The organism is Methylacidiphilum sp. Yel (assembly GCF_004421185.1).
Classification (GTDB): domain Bacteria; phylum Verrucomicrobiota; class Verrucomicrobiia; order Methylacidiphilales; family Methylacidiphilaceae; genus Methylacidiphilum.
Window position 1 is genome coordinate 18,441 of record NZ_LXQB01000078.1, and the last position, 26,745, is coordinate 45,185.

Here is a 26,745-nt window from a genome sequence, read left to right on the forward strand (position 1 = left end):
TTAAAGCTAAACAGAAAGAAGTTTTTCTACGATCCTGTCAAGTTTTAAAAATCTCGATCCTTTAATAAGCAGTGTGAGCTTGCGGTTCAAATGCTTTTGCAATTGATAATAAGCTGCTTCCTGATCCTCTGTTCCCAAAACGGCATTGAGCGGAAAACCAGCATCCTTAACTCCTTCCAGCATCTCTTTCCAATGGGGTCCAATAAAAATAATAAAAGAAAGGGGCAAGCTACCAGCAAACACCCCAAGTTTGTAATGGAGAGCGTTTGCATGCTCTCCTAACTCTCCCATGGAACCTAGTAGAGCAATTTTCTCTGATTCAAAAGGAAATTCACAAAGAGCCCTTAAGGCGCTCATAGTCGACTGAAGATTAGCATTGTAACTGTCATCAATTAGATAACCCATTCTGATGGGATGCACCGTAAGTCTACCAAGAGGAAAAACCGTTTTTTCAAGCCCCAAAGCAATTTCTTCAGAGGAAAGAGAGGCCAAAAAACCAACAGCCGCAGCAAAGAGAGCATTTTTTGCCATCTCTCTGGAAATGGTCGCAAGAGAGACTTCAAAGCTTTCTCCATGACGAGAAATTCCACAACGGATACCCTTTAGAGTCAACCAAATCTGATCCAGCCAACACAGTGAATTTTCTTGGTTCCCTACCCAAACAACTTGTCCAGCACTACGAACGCTTAACCGTTTGGACCATTCGTCATCCTCCATAAGAATCGAAAATCCCTTAGGAGAAACAAAAGTCAACAGATCCGTTTTTTCCCATCCAATCGCTTCCACAGAACCGAAATTGCCCACATGCGCACTGCCAATGTTGGTGATAATGGCTATATCAGGAGAAACAATTCGACTAAGAGAAGCTATTTCTCCACAATGATTGGTTCCCAGTTCAAAGACCCCATATTCAGTTGTATGATCCATTTGCAATACAGAAAGAGGAAGTCCTATTTGATTATTTAGATTTCCAGAAGTAGAAACGGTTTTGTATTTAACGCGTAATACACTGGAAATCATCTCTTTCGTGCTAGTCTTTCCATTGCTCCCCGTAATGGCTATAATTTTAGCATGTAGTTTTTTTCTGTAAAAGAAGGCCAATTGCTGCAATGCCTCTAGCGTATTTTTTACCCGAATAACAGGAATCGAAAGAGTCATAGACAAAGGAAGCTCACGATCCACTATAGCAGCAACAGCCCCTTTCTGAGCTGCCGAGGCTACATAATCCAACCCATCATATTTTTCTCCCTTCAAAGCCACAAAACAGTCCCCTTCTTTGACTGTCCTAGAATCAGTGCTGATTGAACCAACCATGACCGATCCTTTTCCCCCAATGACCCTCCCTTGAGTCCATTCCGCAATTTGTTCAACTGAAAGCTGCTCCATTCTTATTTCGGCCCTACAACCCTAACTAATTAGAATGGTGGTTGCAGTAAAAATAGCCGCCTCGTTGTTCCTTAACCTTTTGTATAACTACGCTGATGCTCTTTCAAGAATTTAATGTATATCCGCCTTTCCATGGCTGCCACCTAACCATTTGCTCCGTCAGACTTACTCATTTCTATTAACACAGGTTCGAAGCTGACTTCCTGGTTCACCGAGGCTGGTTTCTCTCGGGCCTTGCGACCCGAGCCAGAGCCTTCCTCTCCACAGGCTTCACATTCAGCCGGCCTTCTCTGTAGAGCCGATTAGGACGCCCAATCCATACGCTAGGAGAATTTTGACCACATTCACCTCCCAGTCCTGAAGGGGTTCTACAGTCCGGACATCACCACTCTCGGACGGCCAGCGGCATTTTTTCCTACACCGCCCTACCAGTCGAACAGCTCTTGCTGGACGGAAACCAGCGGTCGGCCACCACCACTAGCTCGCTACCCAACTTTGCCTTGTATTCCAGTTTCCGCCTTAATTCGAAGAAACCCACGTCGGATAGGGAGCTGGCCAGATGCCGGTTCCTCACTATGCCGCCACCCGCCTTGGCAAAGTAGTTGACCTGCTTATGGTTTGGGTCTAGCGCGATTTTATGGGCAACGATCATAGCTGGGATTCCTTTAGGGCTTTTTTGACACCAGAAAGCAGCTTCTGGGTCTTGCCTGAGCGGCTATCCTGCAGCCGGGCGCTGAACACAGGGATGCGCTCCAGCACCTCCTTGGCCAAATCTTCCTCAAAGGTCGTCTCCTCACCCTGGTTGAGGATCACAACCTCAACCCCCGTTGGCCTCGCAATTAACGAACTCCAGTTCCGCACCAAAGCCCATCAGCCGGTCTTTGTGGGTGATGGACCAGGCGTCCAACCTGCCCGTCGATGATCGCATCCAGCAGCCGCTTTAAGCCTTTCTTATGGTAGTTCATGCCAGAACCCAGGTCGGCAATGACTCGAACGTCCAACCTTGCCGGGCGCAGTTGTGTTCAAGCAGCTGCTTTTGCCGCTACAGCTGATCTTTCTGCTCGAAGCTGGACAGACGGGCGAAGGCGATGGTGCGACCTACCGCCTCCGGCGCATAGAATTGATCTGGTCGAAGTCGCGCAAGGTCGTAGCGACGCTTCCCCCCCAGCCGTGCGTTCATCGAAAAGAAGCTTGCCCTCGAGCTCCCAGAGCAACAGCGTTTGCGGCGAGACCACCAGGAACTCGGCGACCTCTTGAATGCTGATTAGCTTGAAAGACATCCTCAAAAAACATCTATCTTTGCGCAAGAAAGTGCGAACTTAAATTGAAACTGTTCAAGCCCTTAACGACAAACATTCTTTAACCACAAGCCTATCATCAAAAGGATAAAATACCCCACCAATCTCTTGATAGGTTTCATGACCTTTACCTGCAACACATACAATATCCCCTGGATTAGCTATCTGAATTGCTTTTCGGATCGCTTCCTTTCGATCCACTATCCAATAGATCTTTTTAGAACTATTAACTCCTCTTTTCATGTCCTCAAAGATTCTTTCTGGTGATTCACTTCTTGGATTATCAGATGTAAAAATAACCAAATCCGCATAATCAGCAGCTACTTTAGCCATCTTTGGTCTTTTGGTTCTATCCCTATCACCACCGCAACCAACCACAAGAATAATCTGTCCAGAGGACTGAATTTCCCGAAGCGTCAAAACTACCTTCAGTAAAGCATCTTCACTGTGGGCATAATCGACAACAGCCAAAAGCCCATCCTTAGCATAAAATCTTTCCATTCTACCAGGAACTCCAGGAAAAGATTCTAAGGCGCCTAGGGTAGGTTCTAACGGTATCCCTAACAGAAGTGTTCCTCCAATGGAAAGCAAGAGGTTTTCAACGTTGAATCGACCTAAAAGAGGACTGTGTAGTTGATACAACCGCCCCTCCCACTCTGCCAAAATAACTGTCAGCAACCGGTCATATTTGATGAATCTTGCTTTAAGTTTGGCTGCTGGTTTGCCTTGGGCACTAACAGTTATCATATTTACTCTGCCCTTTAACTTTTCAGCAAGATCACTCCACTGCGGATCATCAATATTCAAAACCACTCCCCCCTCTCCCTCCTTCCCAGCCTGAATATAAGAAAGAAACTTTTCTTTACTCCGCCGGTAAGCCTCCATGGTCAGATGGTAATCCAGATGATCTTGAGTAAGATTAGTAAAAATACCAATCCGAAATTCCGTGCCTTCAATTCTTCCCTGCTCAAGGGCATGACTGGAAACTTCCATGACAGCAGCCTGGCAATTAGCCTTAAGCATTTGAAAAAGAAGCTGCTGCAAATCGCTTCCTTCAGGCGAAGTACGGCTTGCAGGGATTCGATCAACTGTCGTATCATAGTAGATCGTACCAATAAGCCCAGTTTTCCAGCCTTGGGTTGCTAACAGATGCTTCATTAAAAAAGAAGTTGTCGTTTTCCCATTAGTCCCCGTGATTCCAATAACGGGCAAATGACTGGAAGGATACCCATAAAAAACACTCGCTACTTTTCCTAGTACTCTTCTAGGATCCTTCACCTGAATAAAGGTCGTTTCTTTTGATGTTGGCCAAGCAGGCACTTCAGAACAAATGACCCCCCGGGCGCCTCTTTCTATGGCCTCTTCAATATAACGATGTCCATCGGTCTTTTGTCCTTTCCAAGCAAAAAAAAGGGATCCTTCTACGACATTTCTCGAGTCATACACTATATTGTTTATTTCCCAATCGATTGATCCCTTAATTGCAAGAGGCTGCAAATCAGACAAAACATCTGAAAGCTTCATGATTTAAACTAGGTGCGATAAATGGCAATAAAGTATTTTTCCACTCAAAAGCAACAAGGCTAAAGAAGACTCCATTTTATTTTTCTTGAGAAAAGACCCTTGCAATCCCCCGAAGATGGTAAAAGACTGCCTTTGTTCTTCTTTTCAAAAGAAGAACAATAATACAGCCAAGATGCAGGGCTAATCTTTGAAATTTTGTCATAAAAGGGGGAAAACTACAAAAGTTCTTCTCAGCCTTCACTTTTTGTTCTATAAAGAATCGATCTACTTTTCAGTTTCGATGCGAATCGCCTGGGCAGGGACACACTTGGGAGTCAAATTAAGGGCTTGTGCAATTTCAGAGCCAATATAACTAAAAGCGGGAGCTGCCACTGAGGCTGCATAATATTGCGTACCATGCGGTTCATCAACCATGATCATCAGTACAAATTCAGGATCTTCAGCAGGAAGAAACCCAATAAAAGAAGAAATGTATTTTCCCTTTACATAGTTCCCATGCACCGCTTTTTGAGCAGTCCCCGTTTTGCCCGCGACCGTAAAACCCATAATCGCTGCCTTAGCCCCTGTTCCTTTTGGAGAAACCACAGATACAAGGGCAGAAGTCACCAATTTCGCCGTTCTTTCCGAGATCACTCTTCTAATGATAACAGGAGAAAAACTTCGGAGAATTTTTCCCTGTGGATTCCTAATGTCTTTGATGATCATTGGCTTAACTAAATAGCCATGATTAGCAATAGCAGCCATTGCCCGAATCATCTGAATGGGTGTTACCGCTATTTCTTGTCCCATTGGGATTCGTGTTATCGAAAGTTTTGACCACAGCCTTGGAGGATAAAGAATGCCTGGAGATTCTCCCTGCCCAAGCAACATTCCGGTTGGCTCTCCAAAGCCAAATGCCCTCGCATAATGGTAGAGTCTGTTTTCTCCTAATTCCAAGCCCATTTTGGCAAAACCGATGTTACTTGATTTCATGACCACTTCCCGAACGCTAAGCATTCCATAGGGATGACTGTCATGAAGGGGTTTTCCCCCATAAAAAAAAGCACCATTTTCACAGTTGATCGGACTGTTGTCTAAACTAAATATTTTTTCTTCGAGGACTCCTGAAAGAGTAACAATTTTAAAAATCGATCCTGGTTCAACAGGATCGGTAAGATTTTTGTTTTTCAGAAAAGCAATGTTCCATTTTTCTCTTCTGTTTGGATCAAAAGAAGGTCTTTGAGCCATCGCTAAGATTTCTCCCGTTTTAGGATTCATGACTATGGCCATAATCCCATTGGGCGAAAACTCCTTTTCAACCCTATCAATACCTTCTTCGACAATGTGCTGAATCACGCTGTCAAGCGTCAAACTAACGTTGCATCCATCCACAGGTTTTACTTCCAATCCCCTGTAAGCAGCAATTTCTTTCCCAAAAACGTCTTTTTCTATCCACTCTTCTCCAGGCGTCCCCTCCAACCACTCATTCATTGCTTTTTCCACTCCCGCCGCTCCCTTACCATTCTCATCCAAATACCCAATCAGCGGGGCCGCTTCCCTTCCACAGGGATAAATGCGGCTGTAGTCCTCCTCAAAAGTCAAAAAATGTTCCGCAGGCAGTCTTTTTTTCTTCCATTGCCTCAATTTTTCTTTTTCAAAGGCCTCAAGTTTTTGCACTTTTTCTTCTGAAAGTCCCTTCGCTAAAAGATAGGACCGGTCCATCCGACGGAAGTTCTGTAGGAGGCTATTTTTTTCTAAACCAAGAAGCTCTTCGAGCTCTTGTATGGTGATGGCTGGTTCCTGAACATTCATCCCATCCAATCGCACTTTATAAGTCAAAAAACTCTGAGCCAAGGGCACATTTTTACAGTCGACTATGTAGCCCCTTTTGGGGGGAAGCACCTTGCGAACCGTATGAACCGTGGTCGCAAGTTCCAAATACTTTTCATGTTCAAAAAGCTGAATTTGCAACAAGCGTAGGGAAATCACCGTAAAGCCAAGGCTTAAAAAAGCAAAAACAACCAATGCCCTGGATCTGGCCCTGTCTGTCGAAAGATTATTTTTCTTGGGCACTACAGGCTGAAACAAAGGACTATTCATTGCCTGCGAAAAAGTCAATTGGTGCGGACTCTTCCATCATGATTACTTCGAGCTCAGACATTTTGACTAACCCAATTTTCCACTCCTTTAACCTGTTCTCCAATTCTTGAGGAGAGCAGCCTTTAGCAAGCATCGCTTCCAGTCGGCTGTTTTTCCTTTTCATATCCGCAAGCTCCTCTTCTTGAATCTTCAGTTCATCGGAGATACGAAGCACCCTATTTTTCAAATAAAGGAATTCGATTCCCCCAAACATAGTAATTAAGACAGCCATTATCCATACGAACATCATGGACAATTTGATCGAATGTCGGTCTTTCAGTCGATTTTTCATACATCCTCCCTTTTCATTTTTTTTTACGAAGTTAACTTGATGAGTTGTTAGCTTTTCTCTTCCAAACGGATTTTCCAGCCGATCCGTAGCCTCGCACTTCTTGCCCTTGGATTGTTTCTGCTCTCTTCTCTAGAAACCAAACGACGCTCTACTCTATAAAAAAAAACCTCCCGCTCTTTCTCCCCTTCCGGCCCATGTCTGCCTTTGGGCAGAGAATGATTCTGGAAAAATCTTTTCACAATCCTATCCTCTCCTGAATGAAAGCTGATCACCGCTAATCTTCCTCCTTCCTTTAAAAGCCTTGCGCCTTCTTCAAGCCCTTTTTGAAGATGTTCAAGCTCTTCATTGACAGCTATTCTTAAAGCAAGAAATGGCCGAGTGGCCACATGCCCTTTTGCCTTTGATAGGCGTGCTTTTAAAATAATTTCTAAAAAATCTTTGACCCGAAGAATAGGCCGGATCGATCGAAATCGTTCCACCTCTTCCGCAAGCCTTTGGCTTTCTTTTGGCTTGCAGCTTACTAAAAAAAGCCTTATTAATTGCTCTTTGCTTAAGTTATTCAACAAAAAGGCAGCTGTTTTTTCTTTCGAACTATCCATTCTCATGTCCAAAGGAGCTTCAGGAAATTGGAAACTGAACCCTCTTTGTGGATCTTTCAATTGTCCTAAAGAAATCCCAAGATCCAACAACACCCCATCGACCCGATCCCAACCGATTTGAGAGCAAGCTACCGCCATTTCCGAAAAATTCATTCGGAAAAAGTAAAAATGATACCCTTTTTCTCTTAGCAACCCCGCTCTTTGCTGAGCTTGCTCATCCATATCCATCGCCAAGACCTTACATCTTCTTTCCAGAAGTGCGGTCGTATGCCCCCCGTACCCAAAAGTACCATCGATCCATTTTTCATTTTCTTGCGGCTGGCAAAGCTCCAAAAATTCCTTGAGCATGACTGGAACATGGAGCAATAGGCCTTCCTCTCTTTTCTCTTCCATGCCACCTTTTTCTTTTCATAAATTTTAAGTTCTGCTACATCCATCCTCATTCTTTTCTGCTCGTTTTTCCTCTCCATTCATAGTCCCATGCCCTCAATTGCTTCCTCAAAAGAAGTGCTTTTCCCAGCCGTTTCTTCTTGCCATTTCTTTTGGTCCCAAATTTCAAAATGATCTAAACGGCCCACCAATACAGCCTCTTTCCCAATCTGTGAATGTTTTCTTAGTCTTTCTTTGATTGATATCCTTCCCTGCTGATCCCAACTCACCGCTTGAGAAATCTGAGCTAGAAGCTCTAGCTGTTGTCTGATCGGGTCTTGTAATCTTAAAGTTTCAATCTTTTGATGAATTTCTTCCATCCAGGACTCTGGATAGACTTTCAAGTGGTGAAATTTGGAAGGGAAAACAAAGAGCCGACTATCATAACCTTCCTGCCTCCATTCGGAAGGAACAGTTATTCTACCTTTCTCATCAAAGGCATGCTCAAAAATGTCTGTATAGGTAGCTCTCTTTTTCCCCATAATTGGATTTTATTCCATTTTTCTCTATTTTCTTCCATTTTTCACCACTATTATTCATACTCAAATTTTTCTCCCCTGTCATTAAAAACTTTTGGTTTTGAATAAAACTTTTTGCTTGATTTTTTGTTAAATTTTTTCTTGCTTTTCATCAAAGCTATCTCATCGATCCTTCTCTGGAATTTTTTCAAGTAACAAAAGGAATTCTATGGGTTGTTTTCCAAAAAAGTCTTTCCAAAAATGTCTTTTCATCGAAAGGACTGATACGTAATCATAAGGACTATGGAAATTCCCTCGCTCCCTTCATTCCATCCAGTTCAATTTTTCGATCTTTCTCAAACACGCCATCAAAAATTGTTCCATGCTGCAGAAAAGATTTGGCAAGTCCTCTCCCTAATCGAAACTTATTTAGAAGAAATTCTAAGCCCTGGTCTTCATGGAGAAATTGCCCAGAGCTGTTACATCGGCCCAAAAGTCTACGTGGGCAAGGGAACTATTATCTATCCTGGAGCAATGATCGAAGGTCCTGCCTGGATCGGAGAAAACTGTCAAATACGCACAGGCTGTTTCATAAGAAAAAACGTTATCATCGAAGAGGGTTGCATTCTTGGCAATTCTTGTGAATTCAAGAATTCTTTTCTCTTTAAAAATTGCCAAGTGCCGCATTTCAATTATATCGGAGATTCGATATTAGGAACAAAGGTCCATCTTGGAGCTGGAGTGATTTTATCTAATTTGAAACTCGATGGATCCGAAATCAAAATAAAGTACAATGGGAACATTTATCCCACGGGTTTAAGAAAATTCGGAGCGATTTTGGGTGATGGTATCCAAATTGGGTGCAATGCAGTCCTTAATCCAGGTTCCATTCTGGGTAAAAAAACGGTACTCTTTCCTGGAGTTATTTGGCATGGGGTTCTTCTGGAGGAAGGAAAAGTCATAAAGTATAAGCAAAAGCTAGAAATTACTTAAAACGAAAAAAAAGTCTTTAGGTTCTTTTTGAGATAAAAAAAGCCAAAAACCAAAAGAACAGACCCAAAACCAAAAAAATGGGGAAAAGCTCTTCTTTTTTTGTGACTACGAGAGGTTCAAAAGGGATCTTTTTTTTGGTATCAATAGCCTGAAAAGCCGAAAGAATCGCATTACTATCGGTTGCTCTAAAATATTCTCCACCAGTCAATTGAGCTATTTTCCGTAAGAGTTCTTCATCCACTTCAGAAATTACCGTTTGACTGCCGATCTTCCGTCTTTCTTCATCTAAGACAGGCATTGTTACCTCCCCACTTAATCCCGCTCCGATAGCAAAAACCGGAATAGAACTTCGGGCCGCCAATTGGGCAGCCTCCAAAGGGAGGAGATTTCCACAATTATTTGCTCCATCAGTCAAGAGGATCAAGAAGGAGCCAATTTTATGTCGTGCTTCTGACTCTTTTTTTCCCTCAAGACGGCTTAAAGCCAGGCCTAAGGCATCTCCAATAGCCGTTCCATCTTCGATCGCTCCTGCCTGTAATTGATCAATCTTTCTTTTTATCCACTGATGATCAAAAGTCAAAGGACATACGGTATAAGCTCTTCCTGCAAAGGCTACTAATCCAATACGGTCGTTGACTCTTTTATCTAAAAAGGTTTTCACCACATCTAAAACGACGTCTAACCTGCTGACCATCTTTTGATCGATTTCATAATCTTCGGCAAGCATGCTCCCAGAAATATCAAGAACAAGAATGATATCGTAGCCTTCTTTCCTTATGGGGATTTTGCCTTTTTCTTCCTGTGGGCGAGCAAGCGCAACAATAAACAACACAAAAGCAAGGTAGCAACAGACCACGGGAAGCTTATTGATCGATCCTTCTCTTTCTGTTCCCACCCATTGAGAGGCAAAGGGGAGAAAAAAAGGTTCTTCTTTTCTATACCTCCGAAAGAACCAAACAAGAGGTAAAAGCAAAAGTAAGAAAAAAAATGAGGGATTTGCAAAAACAACAACAGCTACCATGGAACTCTATAAATACAATTATTTAATGGTTGAGCGTTCAGCAAAAAAATGCAATAGATCTGCAAAGATGGACTTCCCAACGGTAAAAGAGCATCTCGAAGCCCGATTGGGAAAGAGGCTTTTCCAATATTTTTCTCTTTCTAACCTCCACTGTTGCTGTCTTTTTTTTGTTTCTGGTTTGCTAGGATCGATTTTGACCACTTTGCCAGCAACCGGATCAAAAGCCAAAAAACTTTCTTTTATAGGCAGCGCTTGTTCCCAGGGATCCTCAACTCGAAAACCAAGAATTTCAAAACGCTGGGACAAAGCAAACCATTGTTGAGGGATCGGTCTTAGAGGGAAATCTCCGATCCAAAACAATATGGTATTTCTCGGTAAGACTCTTTGGAGAAAAGACCAAGGAATTTCCACTGGTTGTTCTAACAGAAGGGAGGGTGGAGCCAAACTACAGATCTTCACCATATTAGACAAAACTTTTTTTCTTCCTTTGGCTTGAGGAATAAACAAATAGCCACCAGGAAAAACATGGACAATACCTACTCTATGTCTAAAACTGGTGGCCAGAATGGCTAAAATAGCTGCAATTTCCATAACCGTCTCTCTTTTGGTCGTCGCTCCTGAACCAAATAACAATGAGGGGCAATCTTCGATGACTATAACAATGACCAACTCTCGTTCCTCAACATATTTCTTCCTGTAGAGTGCTCCAAGCCTGGCCGTGACATTCCAGTCAATATCCCTAAAATCATCTCCAAACTCATAGGCCACCACTTGGTCAAACTCCTTCCCCTTGCCTTTGAAAACCGATCGATACTCTCCTGAAAAAAGGTATGTTGAGGTGGTTTTTATCGTCCATTCAATCCGATGCAGAAGCCGCAAGGCTTCCTTAACTTTTTCTTTAGAAAAAACGAAGGGTTCAGCCTCTTTCTTCGCCATATTCTGTGGGAATGGAAACAGTTTTAAGAATTTCTTCGAGAATGCTTTCCACCGTCTTGCCCTCGGCCTCCGATTCATAACTTAATCCAACTCTATGTCGTAAAGAATCGATATAGAGTTCCTGAATGAATTGAGGACTTAAGAAATCAGAGCCTCTGATCCAGGCAAGAGCACGGCTTGCTTGGAAAAGGGCAAGAGAGGCCCTAGGAGAAGCTCCATAGCTCAACCTTTGAATGCCCTCTGAAGAATTTTTTACCGCCTCTCTAGTCGCTCGTACCAAAGCCAGGATATAATGTTCAGCCATAGGACTGACAAAGACCTGATCAATTTCTTTTCTTATCTCCCGTATTTCCTCAGGGGAAGAGACCGGGCTTATTTCTGGCTCCTCTGTCAATCTACCCCAAAGTCTAAGCATTTTCATTTCCTCTTCTTCCGAAGGATATCCGATAATAAGCTTGAATAAGAACCGATCGGATTGTGCTTCAGGCAATGGATAGGTACCTTCCTGTTCGATCGGGTTTTGTGTTGCCATGACAAGAAAGGGATCAGGCAGTCGATGAGAAGTCCCTCCAATGGTAACCTGTTTTTCCTGCATGGCTTCCAATAAAGCACTTTGAACTTTGGCTGGAGCTCTGTTGATTTCGTCAGCTAACACAAGGTTGGCAAAGATGGGACCTAAATGTGGAAAAAAGCGGCCCTCTTTGGGCTGAAAAATCATCGTTCCTACCACATCGCTTGGGAGAAGATCTGGAGTAAATTGAATCCGTTCAAACTTCAGACCAACCGCTTTCGCAATCGTTTTGATAAGAAGTGTCTTAGCCAATCCAGGCATGCCTTCAATGAGAATATGACCTCCAGTTAGTAATCCAATCAACAGTCTTTCAATGATTGTTTGATGCCCAATAATCGCTTTTTTGATTTCAGACAACACTCTTTCTGACCATTCTTGACCTCTTGTCATAGGATTGCATAAAACTACTGGACTTTATCAGCAGAATCAAAGGAGTTTTTGGCTATTTGATGACAAAACTTCTTGCCACTCCTCTTCTTACCTAGAAGGGTCCTAACTTTTTCTGTGGAAGAAAACATAAAAAGACTATATTTAGAATAGGATTCTTTTTGAGAGAGAGTTTCGGAAAAAAAATTGATGAATTCCTTCTCATTCTAGGACATTAAAATAGGATAGGAAAAGTGAAAAATAGACTTATCAATGTTTTTTCAGCCATTCTTACTTTTTTTGTTTTTTTACTCATAGCGGTCGGAGCCATGGTGACCAGTACCAATTCAGGGATGGCTGTTCCGGATTGGCCAACAACTTTTGGCTACAATATGTTTAGCTTTCCCCTATCCAGATGGATTGGAGGAGTTTTCTACGAGCATAGTCATAGGCTCGTTGCTTCGGCTGTCGGTTTTTTAACCATTATTCTTTTCTTTCTTCTTTTATTTAAAGAAAAACGCACCTGGGTCAAATGGGCAGGCTGCTTTGCTCTTTTTCTTGTTATTTTTCAAGGAATCCTTGGGGGATTGCGAGTGGTTTGGATGAAAGATCAGATTGGGATTATTCATGCTGCACTGGCGCAAGCTTTTTTAGTGCTTGTGGGTATTATTTGGCTGTCTACTTCTAAGTATTGGATAACCGAGAACCACTTGCAAAAAGCCAATTATTATCTGGCAGCCACCAAAAGCATTCCCCTTCTTTTTTTATCCCTGTCTCTCATTGTTTATATCCAGCTTCTTTTAGGAGCAGCTATGCGTCATGCACATTTAGGACTATCCATTACCGATTTTCCGCTTGCTTACGGACACATTATCCCCCGACTCACTCCTGAGGATCTGGCGAATATTAATGCAAAAAGGCAAGCCATGGGATTGCCTCCAACAACCCTTGGCCAGATTCATCTACAGCTTGCCCATCGGTTTGTCGCCTTAATTATTTTCTTGCTTACTGTCTATTCTTTTTTTGTCCTTAAAAAAAAGGCCCCCAGCTCCTCCGTTCTTTCAATGGCTAGGCTCTTACACAGCCTGGTGGCTCTACAGATCGTTCTGGGAGCCTTCGTCATTTGGACAGGCAAAGAAAATATCATTACCACCGCGCATGTTCTTGTGGGTGCTGCCATCTTGTTCCTCTCTTCCCTCATAACAGTTATCCTTTACCGAGGAGAATGGTTGATCAAAACCAAACAAAACGACTTAAGAGTGTTGTTCAATCCTTCTTCTACCTACTCCAATCCTGGACAATGATCGTTTCAACAACCATTTCCTCTTTTTAGATATGAAAAGCTTTAAGATAGAAACTTCAAACCAACCTCAGAGAAAAAATGGATTACTGCAGAGTTATCTGAAGCCCTCGTTGACGCCTCATCGCTCTCTGTTAAAAGATGTTGCCGAGCTTATCAAGTTCCGTCTTACCCTTTTGGTGCTAACCACCACTTTTTTCGGTTTTGTTTTAGCTTCAGGAAGTTCTTTGGATATAGGAAAAGCCTTTCATGTAGTGGTCGGTACTGGACTGGTAGCTGCTTCGGCTGCTGTACTAAATGAAGTTCTAGAAAGCCCTCAGGATAGCATAATGTCAAGAACAAAAGACAGGCCACTACCAGCGCATCGTCTTGATGCTATAGAGGCCGCAATTACTGCCATTATTGGCGCCATTGTAGGATTTCTCTATCTGTGGAATTTCTCTAATCTTGTGGCTGCTGGACTTGCCCTTTTTAGCCTTATCATTTATGTTGGAGTCTATACCCCTCTTAAACAGATAAGCCCGTGGAATACCTGGATTGGAGCTATATCTGGTGCCCTTCCTCCAGTCATTGGCTATGCTGCGCAAGAGGCAAACATCCTGCACTTAACGCCTATCTTCCTTTTTTGCATTCTCTTTTTCTGGCAAATGCCACATTTCTATGCAATTGCATGGCTTTACCGAAGCGATTACAAAAAGGCCGGTTTTAAAATGCTTGTCGTAGTCGATGCTAGTGGCAAAAAATTGACACTGCAAAGTCTTCTTTTCTGTTTTTTGTTACTGATGGCTTCTCTTTTGCCTTACTTCACCCATCAGGCAGGGCTTTTATATCTTTGGGGAGCTCTCGTACTAGGCATGCTTTTCTTTTTATCTGCCCTCTTTTTACACCTCAAAAGAAATTTAACCGCAGCCCGTCTTCTTTTCTTTGCTTCGATAGCCTACCTGCCGTTACTCTTTACTCTTTTAGCCCTTTGCTGGAAAAAATAGACTGCTTTCTTAGCCAATCAGTCAATTATCCGATTCATCGATCCCAGCTAGAGTGCTTTGATATGCCAACGGGCTAGTTGGCGGTTGATCGGTAGCAGCCGTTTTTTTGGATTGCAAGATCAACACCATATTCTGAAAATCAAAAGTAACGATAAAAGACTTCAAAAAGCTATTTCCCACTATCGCTCCGATGTGGAACCCTTGCTTATGGTCAATGGCAGGTGGAAAATCATAGCTTTTTCCAATATCGGCCTTCACGTTTTCCATGACCATATTCCCAATCTGTATTTTGGGAACAATCGTGTAAATGGAAGGATATCTTCCACCCCTTCTTAAACCGATCATCCACCCCCCATATCGAGGCAAATGAAATTTCTCAAGCATCCATTCAGAAAAGGTAAAGGCTCTTCCCACATCCAGGCTATCCACCATAAAAAAGATTCCTTCTTGATCATTAATCTTTCCTTGAATAAGAATCTGTCCTCCTGGAGTTAAGTAAAAAGGAAGCTTCGTAACCGATCCATCTTTTGTCTCTAGAAAAGAGCGTTCAGAAAAAGAGGCCTCTCTTTTTTGTAAGAAAAGCTCTTTTTTTGGATAATCTATCGTCACATTAAATTGTCTCATCACATCGGTTCCTATCACTCCATGGACAATCAGTGGCACATGTTGAGGAAAAAGATAGGTTCCTTTCCAACGGGCTAAAAGGATGGGAATTCTTTCTATTTTCATATTTCCTATTTGCATCGATTGGATAATCCCTGTTCTAGCTCGAATAGACCATTTGCCTGCAAAGTTGAACCAGAACTGCAGGGCAATGATATCAAGAAGCCTAATCTCTTTTATTTTTTCGTAAAGGGCTCTATCCAGAGCAGTGAACGAACTACGAGTATCCAGAAAAAGCGAGACTTTTTTCCTGAATATTTTTACTGGAATAATCACAAAAGGATAGGACTCATCAAGTTTGACAGTAGTCTGTGGCTCCAGCATATCGAATGCCTTCGGTTCGAGTTGAGTCAGAAGGTTGGCAGTCCACCCTTCTCTAATCTCATTTAATAAGTCAGCCGATTGTTCGAGCTTTCCCTCTCTATAATAACAAATTGCCAATAGCCTCTTCATCTCGGTATCTTCTGGATTTAATGCCAATCCCTTTTGGAGAAACCTCCTAGCATCTTCAAGTTGGTTTTTCATCAAAGCCACCCACCCAAGGATCTTGAATGATTTCCAGTCCTGCGGATCACGGAGGGAAGCTTCAAAGGCTAGACGGGCCGCCGCCTCTATCCTCCCTTCATGAAAAAGGCGGCTTGGGTTTTGCCTATTTATTGCCTCAGGGATCGACTCTGAAAATCCATGGGAACAGAAAAAAAAGCATAAAAGGCTACCAAGAAACCAGAAAAAATTTTTAACTCCTTCTGTATTAGAGAAAGAAAGAAGAGGATTGAAAAAACCTATACCCATCTTAGTCTTTTTGATGCATAATCCCTAAAAAAGCAAATGAAACTTCACTACAAAAGCATTTGAATATTCCTTTTCGACTGTCTTTTTATCAATGGCGATCTGATACCCAATACCAAAATAAAGTTTCCAATCATCTTTGAATCGAAATCTTCCCACTAAAACTTCAGGGGTAACAAAAAGCCCAGGAGCTCCAATAAAGAAAAGCTGATCGATGCTTGAAGTAGAATTAATTTCGATTGTTGGAGTTACGTAGCCAATTCTATATTGCAGGGCAATGTTATAAAAGTAGGGTATACCGAAGGTTCTATTGGCTCCATCGGCCCATTGACTTCCTAAATTGATCATAAAATCAAAATTTCCAAAGCCTTTGCCAAAGAGGACGATAGGATCCCATATCCAGTGTGCAGGATAGTCCGGAAGCGTTTGTCCTAAAGGGGAATGAGCAGCAAGCATGACCGAAAAGACATAATTTTTCTGTCCTTCAGGAGAAGCCATAATTCTGTTTTTAATTAAAAAACTTTCTCCTAAAAACCCATCGAGTCGGCCTTCTCCTGGGTAATACATGTATTGGGGCAGAGAAAAAGCAAATTCCATGGTTGGACCAACAATTAAATTGACTCCTTTACCTGCGCCCATATCCCATCTTTTATTCCCACTTGGTAATGTTTGATCATAGATATCGTATCGAATGCGTTGCTCCAACCTTGGAGTTTCAGTCACAAGGGGAGTAAGCCAGGTTGTTTGTCGGTTTCTTGTCTCTTCGGTCATCTTCCTCCACTTCCCTATCCATCCTTTCCCAGAATCGGCTTGATTCATCGTTTCAACGACATCCTGCACAGCGATCTCTTCCCCAGGCCAGAATACTGTATCAGCCCTCAGAATCCCTCTGGTAGAAAGCAGGACCATGGAAACTAAAAGAAATAAACAAAAAACTCCTATAGAAAGAGAGAAGTGAGGAGGAGACCATTTCTTGGCAAAGTAGAAAAAAAATAGAAACAGTAAAAAAGATAAAAAAAAAATATAACACTGAATATAATTCAAAATAGATAGTTAGTTATAAAATTCTCTTTTATGTTTAAATTGAGGATATGTAGAAAAGTTTTAATTTTCATTTAGCTACTTGCCTTTAATAATCCTTCTATTAAAAAGAGCGTGGAAGGACAAAGGAAATTGTGGATGCTCTTTATTCTTTTTTCCAGTTTTCAAGGATCGAGGATACTGTGGAAAGCTCTACACCGTAAAATTTGTGAAGATATTCTAGCCCACTTTCCTGTTCTTGGGGACTAAAGGCACACACACAATCAACTGGTACAATCGTATGATAGTTTAAAAAGAAAGCATCAGCAGCCGTATGCCTTATACACAAATGGGTATGCAGACCCACTAAGATGATGGTATTCACCTTCAAAGATCTTAATACTAGGTCCAGCCCTGTTTCCCTAAACCCACTATAGGTTCTTTTTTCGAGTACGATATCGGTTGGGCTAGGGGCCAGTTCTTTGATAATAGAGGCTCCAGGAGATCCTTTCATGGCATGCTCCCCCCAGATTATCATTTCTGGATCGCTGGGAAGATGGGCATCCCCAACATAAATAACCGGCTTTTTTTTAGCTCTTGCAGCGATACTTAATTTTCTGATCGGTTCAATAATCTTTGCTGCTTCTCTACAAGCGAGCTTTCCCCCTACGAAATCTTCAAGCATGTCAACAACAACCACCGACTCCATAGAGATCTTTATTGTTGAAGTTCCATTGGAAAACACCCTCACACTATGTACCTACTTTTATGGCAGCTTTTTTTCGGTCATTCGAATCTAATATTTTTTTTCGAATTCTAATCTTTGTTGGAGTGACCTCAACAAGTTCCTCACTACTAATGAATTCAATCGCTTCCTCAAGCCTGAAAACCTTCGGCGGTTCTAGTCCAATGGCTTTGCCTTCGCCTTGAGAACGGATATTCGTCAAATGCTTTGCTTTGCAAGGATTAACAAGAAGATCCCCAGGTCTTTTATGTTCCCCAACTACCATTCCTTCATATATTTCTTCACCTGGACCAATAAAAAGGATGCCTCTTTGTTGGAGGTTTTCCAAAGCATAAGTTGTTGAAATACCTTTTGCAATCGAAACAAGAACCCCATTGCTCCTTATTTCAATTTCTCCCTGCTTAGGGCCATATTCATGAAAGAGATGACTCGCATAGCCTTCTCCTCGGGTCAGATTAACAAATTCAGTTTCAAATCCAATTAAGCCCCTGGTTGGAATTAACGCCTCTATAAAAACCCTCTGCTGACTATTTCTCATCATGCGAATATTGCCCGCCCTTTTCGAAAGCATTTCCATAACTGGCCCAAGGCATTCTTGTGGGATATCTACCGATAATAGCTCATAAGGCTCGAAGAGGATACCAGAAGAGTCTGCTTTGTAAATCACTTCTGGCCGGCTAACCATAAGCTCGAACCCTTCTCTGCGCATTTGTTCGACAAGAATAGCTATCTGCATGGTCCCTCTACCACTAATTTCAAAGGTTCCAGGCACATCGGTTTCTTCAACTCTAAGCCCTACATTGGTTCTTACTTCTTTGAGAAGCCTTCCATAGATGTGTCTGGCTGTCAGAAGTTTTCCCTCTTTGCCTGCTAAAGGAGAATCATTGACCAGGATCCGCATGCGAACCGTAGGCGGATCTACTTCTATTCGTGGCAGCGGAATAGTATCCTCTAGATCTGCTACCGTATCTCCAATATAAACTTCTTCCAAACCAGCTATTCCGACTATATCCCCAGCAGAAGCTTCGGAAAGCTCTATCCGTTCCAAACCTTTAAAACCTAAAATAGCCCTGAGAGTTCCACGACTCGTTTTCCCAGATTTTTGATAAGAAAAAAGAGGAGAACCCACTTTAATTTTACCAGAAAAAATTTTCCCAATCGCTATTCTGCCTAAATAATCGCTGTAGTCCAAGTTGGCGACTAAAAGCTTAAAAGCTGGATCCTCAGAGATAGTCGGAGAAGGGATATGAGTCAAAATAGCTTCAAAAAGTGGCTTAAAGCCATTCTTCTTATCTTCAATTGAGATTTCTTTTTTCCATTCTTTCAAAGCGATGCCTTCTTTAGCTGAAACATACAATACGGGAAAATCTAGCTGCTTATCCGAAGCCTCTAATTCAAGAAAGAGTTCGAATATCTGGTCTAGAACCTTAATAGGCTGGGCATTTGCTCTGTCAATCTTATTAATGAGCACAAGCGGACTGAGATTTTGGGATAAGGCTTTTTTCAAAACAAACTTAGTTTGCGCTTGAGGCCCTTCTACAGCGTCTACCAATAGTAAAACGCCATCAACCATCCCTAGACTTCTTTCTACCTCACTTCCAAAATCGGCATGCCCAGGAGTATCAATCAAATTGATCTTGTAATCCTCATACTGGAAAGAGGCATTTTTAGCCCGGATGGTAATCCCCTTTTCTCTTTCCAGCTCCATATTATCCATTATTCTTTCGGTCAATTGTTGGTTTTGTCGAAAGGAGCCAGACTGTTTCAACAGTTGGTCGACTAACGTTGTTTTTCCATGATCAACATGAGCAATAATCGCAATGTTTTTTATCTTTTCCATAATCTACACTTTATATACAGACTATTTAATGAATTCTTCATCAATACCATAACTATGGGTGAAGTAACAGGGAGTTACCGGATTGCGCTTTGAGCAATTTCGCCACTGATCCCTGATTTGATGAAATCTCTAAGTAGCCGCTACTATTATATAATACGCCAATTTTTCCCAAAGGCAACTCACTATAGGTTTTTACACAGGGAGCTGCAAGCGTCATTTTCCCAATCTGTACGCGAACCAAATTCCCTTCTTTGATCCAGGAAGCCATTCCCATAGGTATATTGGTAATAATGTTGCCAAAATGATCAATATACAGGATCTGTCCGGATACACTCTGTCCAATCGTCGACGGAGGAGAGAAATTCAATAAATGAAGATTTTCTTTTGGTATTCTAGAACCAGTAGTGTGAGGTTTTCCTCCCTTACTTAGATAGGCCGCCACTGGACCAAAAATGTCCCTTCCATGAAAAGTATAACTTGGTTCTTTCCTTTTCCATATTTCTTTTTTATCCAGAGTCCAAGCCTCAACAACCCCCTCTCTCTCCATGACAAGACTGAAAATCCCATTATCTGGACCAATATAAAACTTATGGGCTTTGGTTTCTAGCAGTATGCCCTTACGTTCTGTTCCTACCCCTGGATCCACTACGGCTACAAAAATAGAACCTGCAGGAAATTCCATAGTCGATTGATCGATCAGAAAAGCCGCTTCGAAAAGATTATAAGGTTCAATTTCATGATTAAGATCAATGACCCGGGCAAAAGGATCTATGGAGTAAATCACTCCTTTTAGTTGTGCTACATAATGATCTTTGGAACCAAAATCGGTAATGAGTCCTATAATCGGCCTTGAATCAATAGCATACTCCATATGAGACTTTTTATTGCAGCCTGAATATACAATCATTATTCCAGTCAAAAAAAGCAAAAGAAAGCCTTTAGAATGGAGAGATTTTAAACATAAGGCTTTTTTTTCCATGTCAATCCCGCTTTTTTATTAGGTAGGAAAAGAAATGCTGTTTTTTTTATTTCTTTTCCAAGTCAAGAAAAATAATCCTCCAATTAAGCTCCAGAGTATTCCAACGCTGAAAGATAGTAATGAAAAACCCAAAGCAAGTTCTGAGTTGATGCCATAAGAACCAAGCAGCAGCACCACTGCTCCTTCTCTTACACCTAGACCTGAGATGCTGATTGGAAGGGATACTATAAGGGTTATCTCGACCATCACCACCGCTAGGAGCCATAAAGGCAAATGCAGGTGAAGAGAGGCAGCCACAAAAACAAACATTAGAATAGCCGATAGATGCACTCCAATAGAAAGAATACAAGCAGCCAGAATTCGGCCAAAGCAATACTTAAAGACCTCTAAAACATGGAGAATATCCTTAAGGACCTGTTCTACTCTTTTCCATTTTCCCAGAAATCTTTGCGATAACTTGATGCCAACTTTCAGAAGCATAGAGAGGGTAGCTAAAAATAAAAGAGTTAAAAGTGTGAGTCCTAAAAGAAAAAGAACTGCTTTTTGAAGGAAAGGTTGACCATTGAGTTGCCTATAAAACAATAGCCCAAAGGAAGAACCCAAGACAAGAAGCACAACCCCCTCAATCAGTCTATCAAAAAGGATAGAAACAGACACTGCTGTTTTGTTCTTCGGGAAAAGCGCCATGGCATAATAGATCCTCACAAAATCCCCGCTGGTTCCCCCTGGTAAGGCAGCATTGAAAAATTTTCCAATCATTGCTAGTTCAAAGGCTGTCCAACCCTTAATAGGGATGTTCAAAGCATAAAGCAGGATTTTCCAGCGCAGAGAAGAAAGAATAGTTTGTAAGGCACAAAATAAGAAGGCAAAACCAAGGAGTAAAAGATCGATCGATTGGAAATAAGAAAAAAATTTCTGCCAGTTGAGCTTTGCACCTAAATAAAAAAGAAGAGAAAAAGAAATGAGGGTTTTGAGTACAATCCCCCAAAAATTTTTACTTTCCTTTTTGCTCTCAATAGGATTTTGTTGAAGATCCTTGAAGTCGACTGCAGCGGCATTCAAAGATCCTTTTTTAGACTCTATCGATTTTTTTTTCAACTCCCACTCCAATTGTTCTTCTCTAGCTTATAAGAGGAGTCTGCTGTCCTTACGATCGCTTTTCAAAAGAAAAAAGCATAGATGACTGTTGGCTCCCGTTCTAACTTTTTCTACCTCTATCTGTTGGGTCTTTCTCAATTGTGTATAAAACTCTATAGGAAGAAAACTATTTACTTATCGCTCAAAAAAAGGACTGTATTGAAAGAAAAAAATTAAAATGAACAGTTTTTTCATCGTAAGCTTTCTTGTTGGAGTGGGAATCGGGTTTCTTTTAGCGCTGCTGCTACTAAGACCCAGATACATTTCGCTTCAAAAAGACCTAGAAACATATAAGAATGAAAACGAAAATTTGATCAAATTGCAGGCTCAAAACAAAGATTTAGAGCTACAAATAGCCACTCTTGAAGCTCAAAAGCAGGTTCAGCAAGAAAAAATTCTTTGGATCACGGCGGCTCAAGACAATCTCAAAACTATGTTTCAATCCCTCGCATTGCAGGTATTGGAATCGAATTCTAAAAATATCCTGGAGCAGGCTACTTATCAATTTCATACCCTCTTTGAAAGCATGAAAGCGGACTGGAATCTAAAAAAACAAGAATTCAAAGAAATAGTCTTACCGATTGAAAAAAGCCTACAAGCATTGGATCAACAGATAAAAAACTTGGAAAGCAAGAGAGAAGGAGCATATAGCTCACTGAGTACTCATTTAACCCATCTATCCGAGGCGTACAAAAAACTCCATGAATCAGCTATAAAACTGGAACAATCCTTAAAATCTCCTCTGGTAAGAGGATCATGGGGAGAATATCAACTCCAGCGTCTTGTAGAAATGGCCGGAATGAAAGAACATGTCTCCTATATTCCACAGCCTCCTGATGCAGACAAAAGAGCCGATATGATCATCTATATCCCTGGGGGCAGAAAGATATATGTGGATGCAAAAACGCCGATGGGAGCCTATCTTGAGGCTATGACAGCGGATAATGAAGCCACAAGAAAAACAAAATTAAAGGAGCATTTGGCTGCGGTAAAGGAAAGAATCAGAGAATTAGGGAAAAAAGAGTACGGTCAGAATCAAACCGATGCATTTGAATATGTCATCATGTTCTTACCAAATGAAGGGCTTCTATCTGTTTCTTTCGAAGCAGATCCAGAAATATTTCAATATGCCTTAGAAAGAAAAGTCCTTCTTGCTTCACCAATCAATTTTCTTGCCTTGCTCAAAGCAATTGCTCTTGGCTGGCAACAGCAGCAGATGACAGAAGAAGTCGAAAAAATTGCTTATGAAATCAAAGAACTTTACAGTTCCTTTGTAGAGCTTATGGAACTATTAAACAGACTCCGCAAAGCATTGGGAAGCTCGATGGAGGCTTTCAACAAAATTGCAACCCTCTGTCAGGGGAAAATTATTCCTTCGACAAAAAAGATTAAAACTAGTGGAGCTTTTTCCGAAGAGGTTGGTGATGTCCCTGAAATCGAATCAACTCTTAAGGACATACCATCTCAGTAGTCCTAACAATGGTAGTCCTAACAATGAGAAACGAAAAAACCACCTTTTTGTTTTAAGGTTCGAGGGCAGGCTGTTGAAAGAAATAAACTTCAGAGTAGAGTTAAGAAACACCAGAGATGATAGCAACTTTTAATAAAGCTGAATATTTTATTAACCGTGAGCTTAGCTGGCTTGAATTCAATGCGAGAGTTTTGGAAGAAGCTGCCGATCCAAAACAGCCTCTGCTCGAAAGACTCCGGTTCCTTTGTATCTTTAGCTCCAATTTAGATGAATTTTTTGAAATTCGGGTCGCAGGAATCAAACAGCAAATAGAGAACGGAAGTGAAGAACAGAGCGCTGATGGGTTGACTCCCCTTCAGGTCTTCGAAGGAATCGAAAAAAGGACACATGAACTCGTTGAGCAACAATACAAAATTTGGAACGAGGAGATTAAGCCAGCTTTAAAAAAGAATGGGATCTTTTTATGCACCCACAATGAATTGACAGAGTCAGAGCTAGAATGGTGTAAAACCTATTTTGATAAAGAAATTTTTCCCGTTCTGACTCCTTTGGCAGTTGATTCGAGTCATCCTTTCCCTCAATTAGTCAATAAATGCCTTAATTTAATCTTGACCTTGAAACGACCTAATGCCTCTCATATGCACAATTTTGGTATTGTTCAAATTCCAAGGATTTTGCCGCGTCTCATCACATTGCCTGGGAGCAATTCTAAATCGGGTTTTAGATTCATTCTTTTAAGTGATCTGGTCATAAACTTTCTGGACACGCTTTTTCCTGGAGATGAAATTCAGGATGTCAATTCCTTCAGAATTACCCGTAACAGTGAGCTTTATATTGATGAAGAAGAAGCAGAGAACCTCTTACAAACCGTTGAAGAGGAGTTGAAAAAGAGGAACAGAGGCAACGCTGTCAGGTTAGAAATAGAATCTACATGTCCAAAAGAACTAGAAGAAATTCTGCTGAAAGCACTCCATCTTGATCACCGCGATTCCTATCGTAACCCTGATCCTTTGAACTTTCTTCATCTTTTACCTATCTGTAACCATGAAGCATTTCCACACCTAAGGGATAGGCCATGGACCCCTGTTATCCCTTTAGAGCTTAGTGGAAAACCGGATCTTTTTGAAGTGATTCGCAAAACTGATGTGCTTCTCCACCATCCGTATGAAAGCTTTGGAATCATTGTCGATTTTTTGCAGAAAGCAGCCATTGATCCTTCCGTCCTTGGAATAAGAATGACTCTCTATAGAACCAGTGGAGATTCTCCGATCGTTCATGCTCTTATCCGAGCAGCCCAAAATGGCAAACAAGTCACGACTTTGGTCGAAATCAAAGCCAGATTCGACGAAGAAAACAATATTCAATGGGCAAGACGCATGGAAGAAGCTGGCATACATGTTCTTTACGGTATTGTTGGATTGAAAACCCATTGTAAAATGCTCGAAATCATCCGAAGAGATCCAGATCAAATCAGGCTTTACGTTCATCTCGCTACAGGCAATTATCACCCAAGCACGGCAAGGTTGTACACTGATCTAAGCCTTTTAACCACCAATGAGGAGATAACGAAAGAAGTAGCGACTCTTTTCAACATATTGACCGGGCTTTCTCGATTTCATGGCATCCAAAAACTTATCGTTTCTCCATTTAATATGGCCAGCAGACTAAAGGAGATGATCCAAAGAGAAATTGACAATGCCAAAGAAGGGAAAAAGGCTAGAATCATTGCAAAACTCAATGCCCTCGTTGATGAAGATATCATTCAACATCTTTATGCCGCTTCTTCGGCTGGTGTTAAAATTGATCTTATAGTGAGGGGCATTTGCTGTTTAAGACCAGGGATTCCACAAGTCAGTGAAAATATTAGAGTCATTAGCATTGTAGGTAGGTTCTTGGAACATAGTCGGATCTTCTATTTTGAGAATGGAGGCAATCCTGAATATTATTCAGGGAGTGCGGATTGGATGCAAAGAAACTTTTATAGGAGAATCGAAATTATTTTTCCTATTGAAAATCCCAAATTAAAAGAAAAGGTGCAGGAAATTCTAGAGGCTTATCTAGCGGATAATGTCAAAGCCAGAGAACTTTTAGCTAATGGTACTTACAGACGAATCAAACCAGAAAAAGAGCCTTTTCAGGCCCAACTCTATTTTAGAGAAAAAGCAAGAAAAGAACAACTGATCCAATCAAAAGGAAGAGAAGGAACGGAAATTCCCATCAAAGCAGTCCAACCAGTCGCTATAGAAAATCAAAACCAAAATTTTCTCTAGCGATTCTTCTCAATTTTGAATTGGATAGAGAGCCTTTTATTATAAAGAGATAACCATTGGCAATAGATCCTTGGTTGAGACAATCAAGTTTTTTCTGGAGTCTTTTGGCTAGTTCCCACCACTTGCCCTTCTGTCCATTCAATCAATGCCATTTCTGAAGCATCAGATAGCCTCTTGCCTAGTTTCAAAATGCGGGTATAGCCGCCATTTCTGTTTTGCATCTGAGAAGCAATATCATTAAAAAGAACTCGAGCAGCTTTCTTATCATGGATTTTACTGACGACAAGTCGCCTAGCATGGAGCGTTCCCTTTTTTGCAAGGCTGACCAATTTTTCGGCAAAAGGACGCAACGCTTTAGCCTTGGCTAAAGTCGTTTTTATTCTTTTGTGTTCAATAAGCTCTACGGCCAGATTAGCAAGTAAGGCGGCCCTATGCTGAGAATCCCTACCTAACTTCTGAGTCCTTTTCTGATGTCGCATCTCATGCCTCCTCTACCATGCCCAGAGAAAGTCCCTTTTTACTCCCTGTATGTTTTCTCCTCTGGTTGTTCTAAAATACTCGGATCGAATTTCATTCCTAGGGAAAGACCAAGTGCAGCAAGCTTTTCTTTGATCTCATTCAAGGATTTCTTCCCAAAATTCCTATATTTAAGCATTTCAGCTTCCGTTTTCATGGCTAACTGACCAACCGTAGTAATATTGGCGTTGTTCAAGCAATTAGCTGCTCTGACTGAAAGTTCTATTTCATTGACGCTCATATTAAGAATCTTTCGAAGCCTATTTTCTTCTTCTTTAACGGGTGGTTTCGGCTTTTCAAATTCCACCGGCTCTTTCCCAAATTGAACAAAAACATCAAGATGATGTTGGAGAATAGCGGCTGATTGTACCAGTGCCTCGTCAGGCTCTATCCTCCCATCGGTCCATATTTCAAAAATGAGTCTATCGTAATCGGTCCTCTGTCCTACTCGGGTATTTTCAACCTCATACTTCACATGCCGTACTGGAGAAAAAAGACAATCGATAGGAATAACCCCAATGGATTGGTCCTGATTCTTGTTGTACTCGCCCAATAGGAAACCTCTTCCCACTTTAACTTCCAGCTCCATCATTAAATGCTTTTTTTGGTCAAGCGTACAAATTAGCTGCTCTGGATTGACGATTTCCACACCTGGGTCAACTTGAATATCTGCCGCAGTCACGGGTCCTTCTTTAAGGACATCGATGCGGAAAGTCCGCGTCTCCCTATCTGGCATTTTAATCAAGACTTTCTTCAGATTAAGAACGATGTCTATCACATCTTCGACGACACCAGGAATAGAGGTAAATTCGTGCATGACCCCATCGATTTTCACCGAGGCAATGGCCGCTCCCTCTAAAGATGATAAGAGGATACGACGCAACGAATTACCTAAAGTATGACCATATCCCGACTCAAAGGGTTCAATGATATAACGACCAAAGGTTGCATTCGATACCGTCTCATCTTTGACGATGGAACGGGGCATCTCAAATCTTCCTAAACGTATAGCCATAACACCCTACCACTCCTTCTATA

23 protein-coding genes and 1 pseudogene are annotated in these 26,745 nt (G+C 41.5%); 5 read left to right on the forward strand and 19 right to left on the reverse strand.

The genetic code is table 11. The features are described from left to right. Positions 1–6: 6 nt before the first annotated feature. The 8 genes and pseudogenes from murF to A7Q09_RS09620 all read right to left on the reverse strand — a co-directional run bounded on the left by murF (position 7) and on the right by A7Q09_RS09620 (position 8,128). Positions 7–1,386 (reverse strand): UDP-N-acetylmuramoyl-tripeptide--D-alanyl-D-alanine ligase, encoded by a 1,380-nt coding sequence (gene murF, locus A7Q09_RS09590; RefSeq protein WP_134391230.1) that lies wholly within the window; start codon positions 1,384–1,386, stop codon positions 7–9. 415 nt (positions 1,387–1,801) lie between these two features. Continuing rightward, entirely contained in the window at positions 1,802–2,038 is a 237-nt protein-coding gene (locus tag A7Q09_RS10780) for a transposase (protein ID WP_208526742.1), read from the reverse strand. After that, a pseudogene (locus A7Q09_RS09595) lies at positions 2,035–2,666 on the reverse strand (IS607 family transposase). The gene A7Q09_RS10780 and the pseudogene A7Q09_RS09595 overlap by 4 nt, the downstream one beginning before the upstream one ends. Positions 2,667–2,720: 54 nt before the next feature. Next, entirely contained in the window at positions 2,721–4,208 is a 1,488-nt protein-coding gene (locus tag A7Q09_RS09600) for a UDP-N-acetylmuramoyl-L-alanyl-D-glutamate--2,6-diaminopimelate ligase (protein ID WP_134391231.1), read from the reverse strand. Positions 4,209–4,472: 264 nt separating this feature from the next. Beyond that, a complete protein-coding gene (locus tag A7Q09_RS09605) occupies positions 4,473–6,287 on the reverse strand; it encodes a penicillin-binding protein 2 (RefSeq protein ID WP_134391232.1) in 1,815 nt (604 codons plus the stop codon). Beyond that, positions 6,280–6,618 (reverse strand): hypothetical protein, encoded by a 339-nt coding sequence (locus A7Q09_RS09610; protein WP_134391233.1) that lies wholly within the window; start codon positions 6,616–6,618, stop codon positions 6,280–6,282. The genes A7Q09_RS09605 and A7Q09_RS09610 overlap by 8 nt, the downstream gene beginning before the upstream one ends. 47 nt (positions 6,619–6,665) lie before the next feature. Next, on the reverse strand, positions 6,666–7,610 hold the full coding sequence (gene rsmH / locus A7Q09_RS09615; RefSeq protein WP_134391234.1) for a 16S rRNA (cytosine(1402)-N(4))-methyltransferase RsmH: 945 nt from the start codon (positions 7,608–7,610) through the stop codon (positions 6,666–6,668). A 77-nt stretch (positions 7,611–7,687) separates the two neighbouring features. After that, complete coding sequence (locus A7Q09_RS09620; RefSeq protein ID WP_039720630.1) at positions 7,688–8,128, reverse strand: division/cell wall cluster transcriptional repressor MraZ; 441 nt, start codon at positions 8,126–8,128, stop codon at positions 7,688–7,690. A 279-nt stretch (positions 8,129–8,407) separates the two neighbouring features. On the opposite strand from A7Q09_RS09620, the gene A7Q09_RS09625 reads away from it, so the two are divergent. After that, entirely contained in the window at positions 8,408–9,097 is a 690-nt protein-coding gene (locus A7Q09_RS09625) for a UDP-N-acetylglucosamine diphosphorylase (protein ID WP_134391235.1), read from the forward strand. 16 nt (positions 9,098–9,113) lie between these two features. Here the strand turns inward: A7Q09_RS09625 and A7Q09_RS09630 are convergent, their stop codons facing one another. The 3 genes from A7Q09_RS09630 to A7Q09_RS09640 are packed head-to-tail and all read right to left on the reverse strand — an operon-like array spanning position 9,114 to position 12,015. Further along, complete coding sequence (locus tag A7Q09_RS09630) at positions 9,114–10,118, reverse strand: VWA domain-containing protein (RefSeq protein ID WP_134391236.1); 1,005 nt, start codon at positions 10,116–10,118, stop codon at positions 9,114–9,116. 18 nt (positions 10,119–10,136) lie between these two features. Continuing rightward, positions 10,137–11,054, reverse strand: a complete 918-nt coding sequence (locus tag A7Q09_RS09635; RefSeq protein WP_134391237.1) for a DUF58 domain-containing protein — start codon at positions 11,052–11,054, stop codon at positions 10,137–10,139. Further along, positions 11,035–12,015 carry a MoxR family ATPase gene (locus A7Q09_RS09640; RefSeq protein ID WP_134391238.1) on the reverse strand — a complete coding sequence of 327 codons (981 nt, stop codon included), beginning with the start codon at positions 12,013–12,015 and terminating at the stop codon, positions 11,035–11,037. The genes A7Q09_RS09635 and A7Q09_RS09640 overlap by 20 nt, the downstream gene beginning before the upstream one ends. A 230-nt stretch (positions 12,016–12,245) precedes the next feature. On the opposite strand from A7Q09_RS09640, the gene A7Q09_RS09645 reads away from it, so the two are divergent. Then, positions 12,246–13,295 carry a heme A synthase gene (locus tag A7Q09_RS09645; RefSeq protein ID WP_134391239.1) on the forward strand — a complete coding sequence of 350 codons (1,050 nt, stop codon included), beginning with the start codon at positions 12,246–12,248 and terminating at the stop codon, positions 13,293–13,295. 31 nt (positions 13,296–13,326) lie between these two features. Next, positions 13,327–14,277 (forward strand): heme o synthase, encoded by a 951-nt coding sequence (cyoE, locus tag A7Q09_RS09650; RefSeq protein WP_134391240.1) that lies wholly within the window; start codon positions 13,327–13,329, stop codon positions 14,275–14,277. A 21-nt stretch (positions 14,278–14,298) separates the two neighbouring features. On the opposite strand, the gene A7Q09_RS09655 is transcribed toward cyoE, so the two are convergent. The 6 genes from A7Q09_RS09655 to A7Q09_RS09680 form a co-directional block, all read right to left on the reverse strand. Then, the gene (locus A7Q09_RS09655; protein ID WP_134391241.1) at positions 14,299–15,732 is read right to left on the reverse strand and encodes a tetratricopeptide repeat protein; all 1,434 of its coding nucleotides are present in this window, start codon (positions 15,730–15,732) and stop codon (positions 14,299–14,301) included. Between the two features lie 24 nt (positions 15,733–15,756). After that, entirely contained in the window at positions 15,757–16,638 is an 882-nt protein-coding gene (locus tag A7Q09_RS09660; RefSeq protein ID WP_134391242.1) for a hypothetical protein, read from the reverse strand. Between the two features lie 277 nt (positions 16,639–16,915). Further along, positions 16,916–17,458: a cysteine hydrolase family protein gene (locus A7Q09_RS09665; RefSeq protein WP_134391243.1), complete on the reverse strand. Its 543-nt coding sequence runs from the start codon at positions 17,456–17,458 to the stop codon at positions 16,916–16,918. A gap of 43 nt (positions 17,459–17,501) precedes the next feature. Then, on the reverse strand, positions 17,502–19,334 hold the full coding sequence (typA, locus tag A7Q09_RS09670; RefSeq protein ID WP_208526743.1) for a translational GTPase TypA: 1,833 nt from the start codon (positions 19,332–19,334) through the stop codon (positions 17,502–17,504). Between the two features lie 52 nt (positions 19,335–19,386). Next, positions 19,387–20,313 (reverse strand): S-adenosyl-l-methionine hydroxide adenosyltransferase family protein, encoded by a 927-nt coding sequence (locus A7Q09_RS09675; protein ID WP_134391245.1) that lies wholly within the window; start codon positions 20,311–20,313, stop codon positions 19,387–19,389. Between the two features lie 18 nt (positions 20,314–20,331). Next, complete coding sequence (locus A7Q09_RS09680; RefSeq protein WP_134391246.1) at positions 20,332–21,411, reverse strand: lysylphosphatidylglycerol synthase transmembrane domain-containing protein; 1,080 nt, start codon at positions 21,409–21,411, stop codon at positions 20,332–20,334. Between the two features lie 217 nt (positions 21,412–21,628). On the opposite strand from A7Q09_RS09680, the gene A7Q09_RS09685 reads away from it, so the two are divergent. Continuing rightward, complete coding sequence (locus A7Q09_RS09685) at positions 21,629–22,921, forward strand: DNA recombination protein RmuC (RefSeq protein ID WP_134391247.1); 1,293 nt, start codon at positions 21,629–21,631, stop codon at positions 22,919–22,921. 116 nt (positions 22,922–23,037) lie between these two features. Beyond that, a complete protein-coding gene (ppk1, locus tag A7Q09_RS09690) occupies positions 23,038–25,191 on the forward strand; it encodes a polyphosphate kinase 1 (RefSeq protein WP_134391248.1) in 2,154 nt (717 codons plus the stop codon). A gap of 83 nt (positions 25,192–25,274) precedes the next feature. Here the strand turns inward: ppk1 and rplQ are convergent, their stop codons facing one another. Together rplQ and A7Q09_RS09700 are read right to left on the reverse strand one after the other, a co-directional pair. Next, positions 25,275–25,670 carry a 50S ribosomal protein L17 gene (gene rplQ / locus A7Q09_RS09695; protein ID WP_134391249.1) on the reverse strand — a complete coding sequence of 132 codons (396 nt, stop codon included), beginning with the start codon at positions 25,668–25,670 and terminating at the stop codon, positions 25,275–25,277. Between the two features lie 38 nt (positions 25,671–25,708). Beyond that, positions 25,709–26,722: a DNA-directed RNA polymerase subunit alpha gene (locus tag A7Q09_RS09700; protein ID WP_134391250.1), complete on the reverse strand. Its 1,014-nt coding sequence runs from the start codon at positions 26,720–26,722 to the stop codon at positions 25,709–25,711. Between the last annotated feature and the right edge of the window lie 23 nt (positions 26,723–26,745).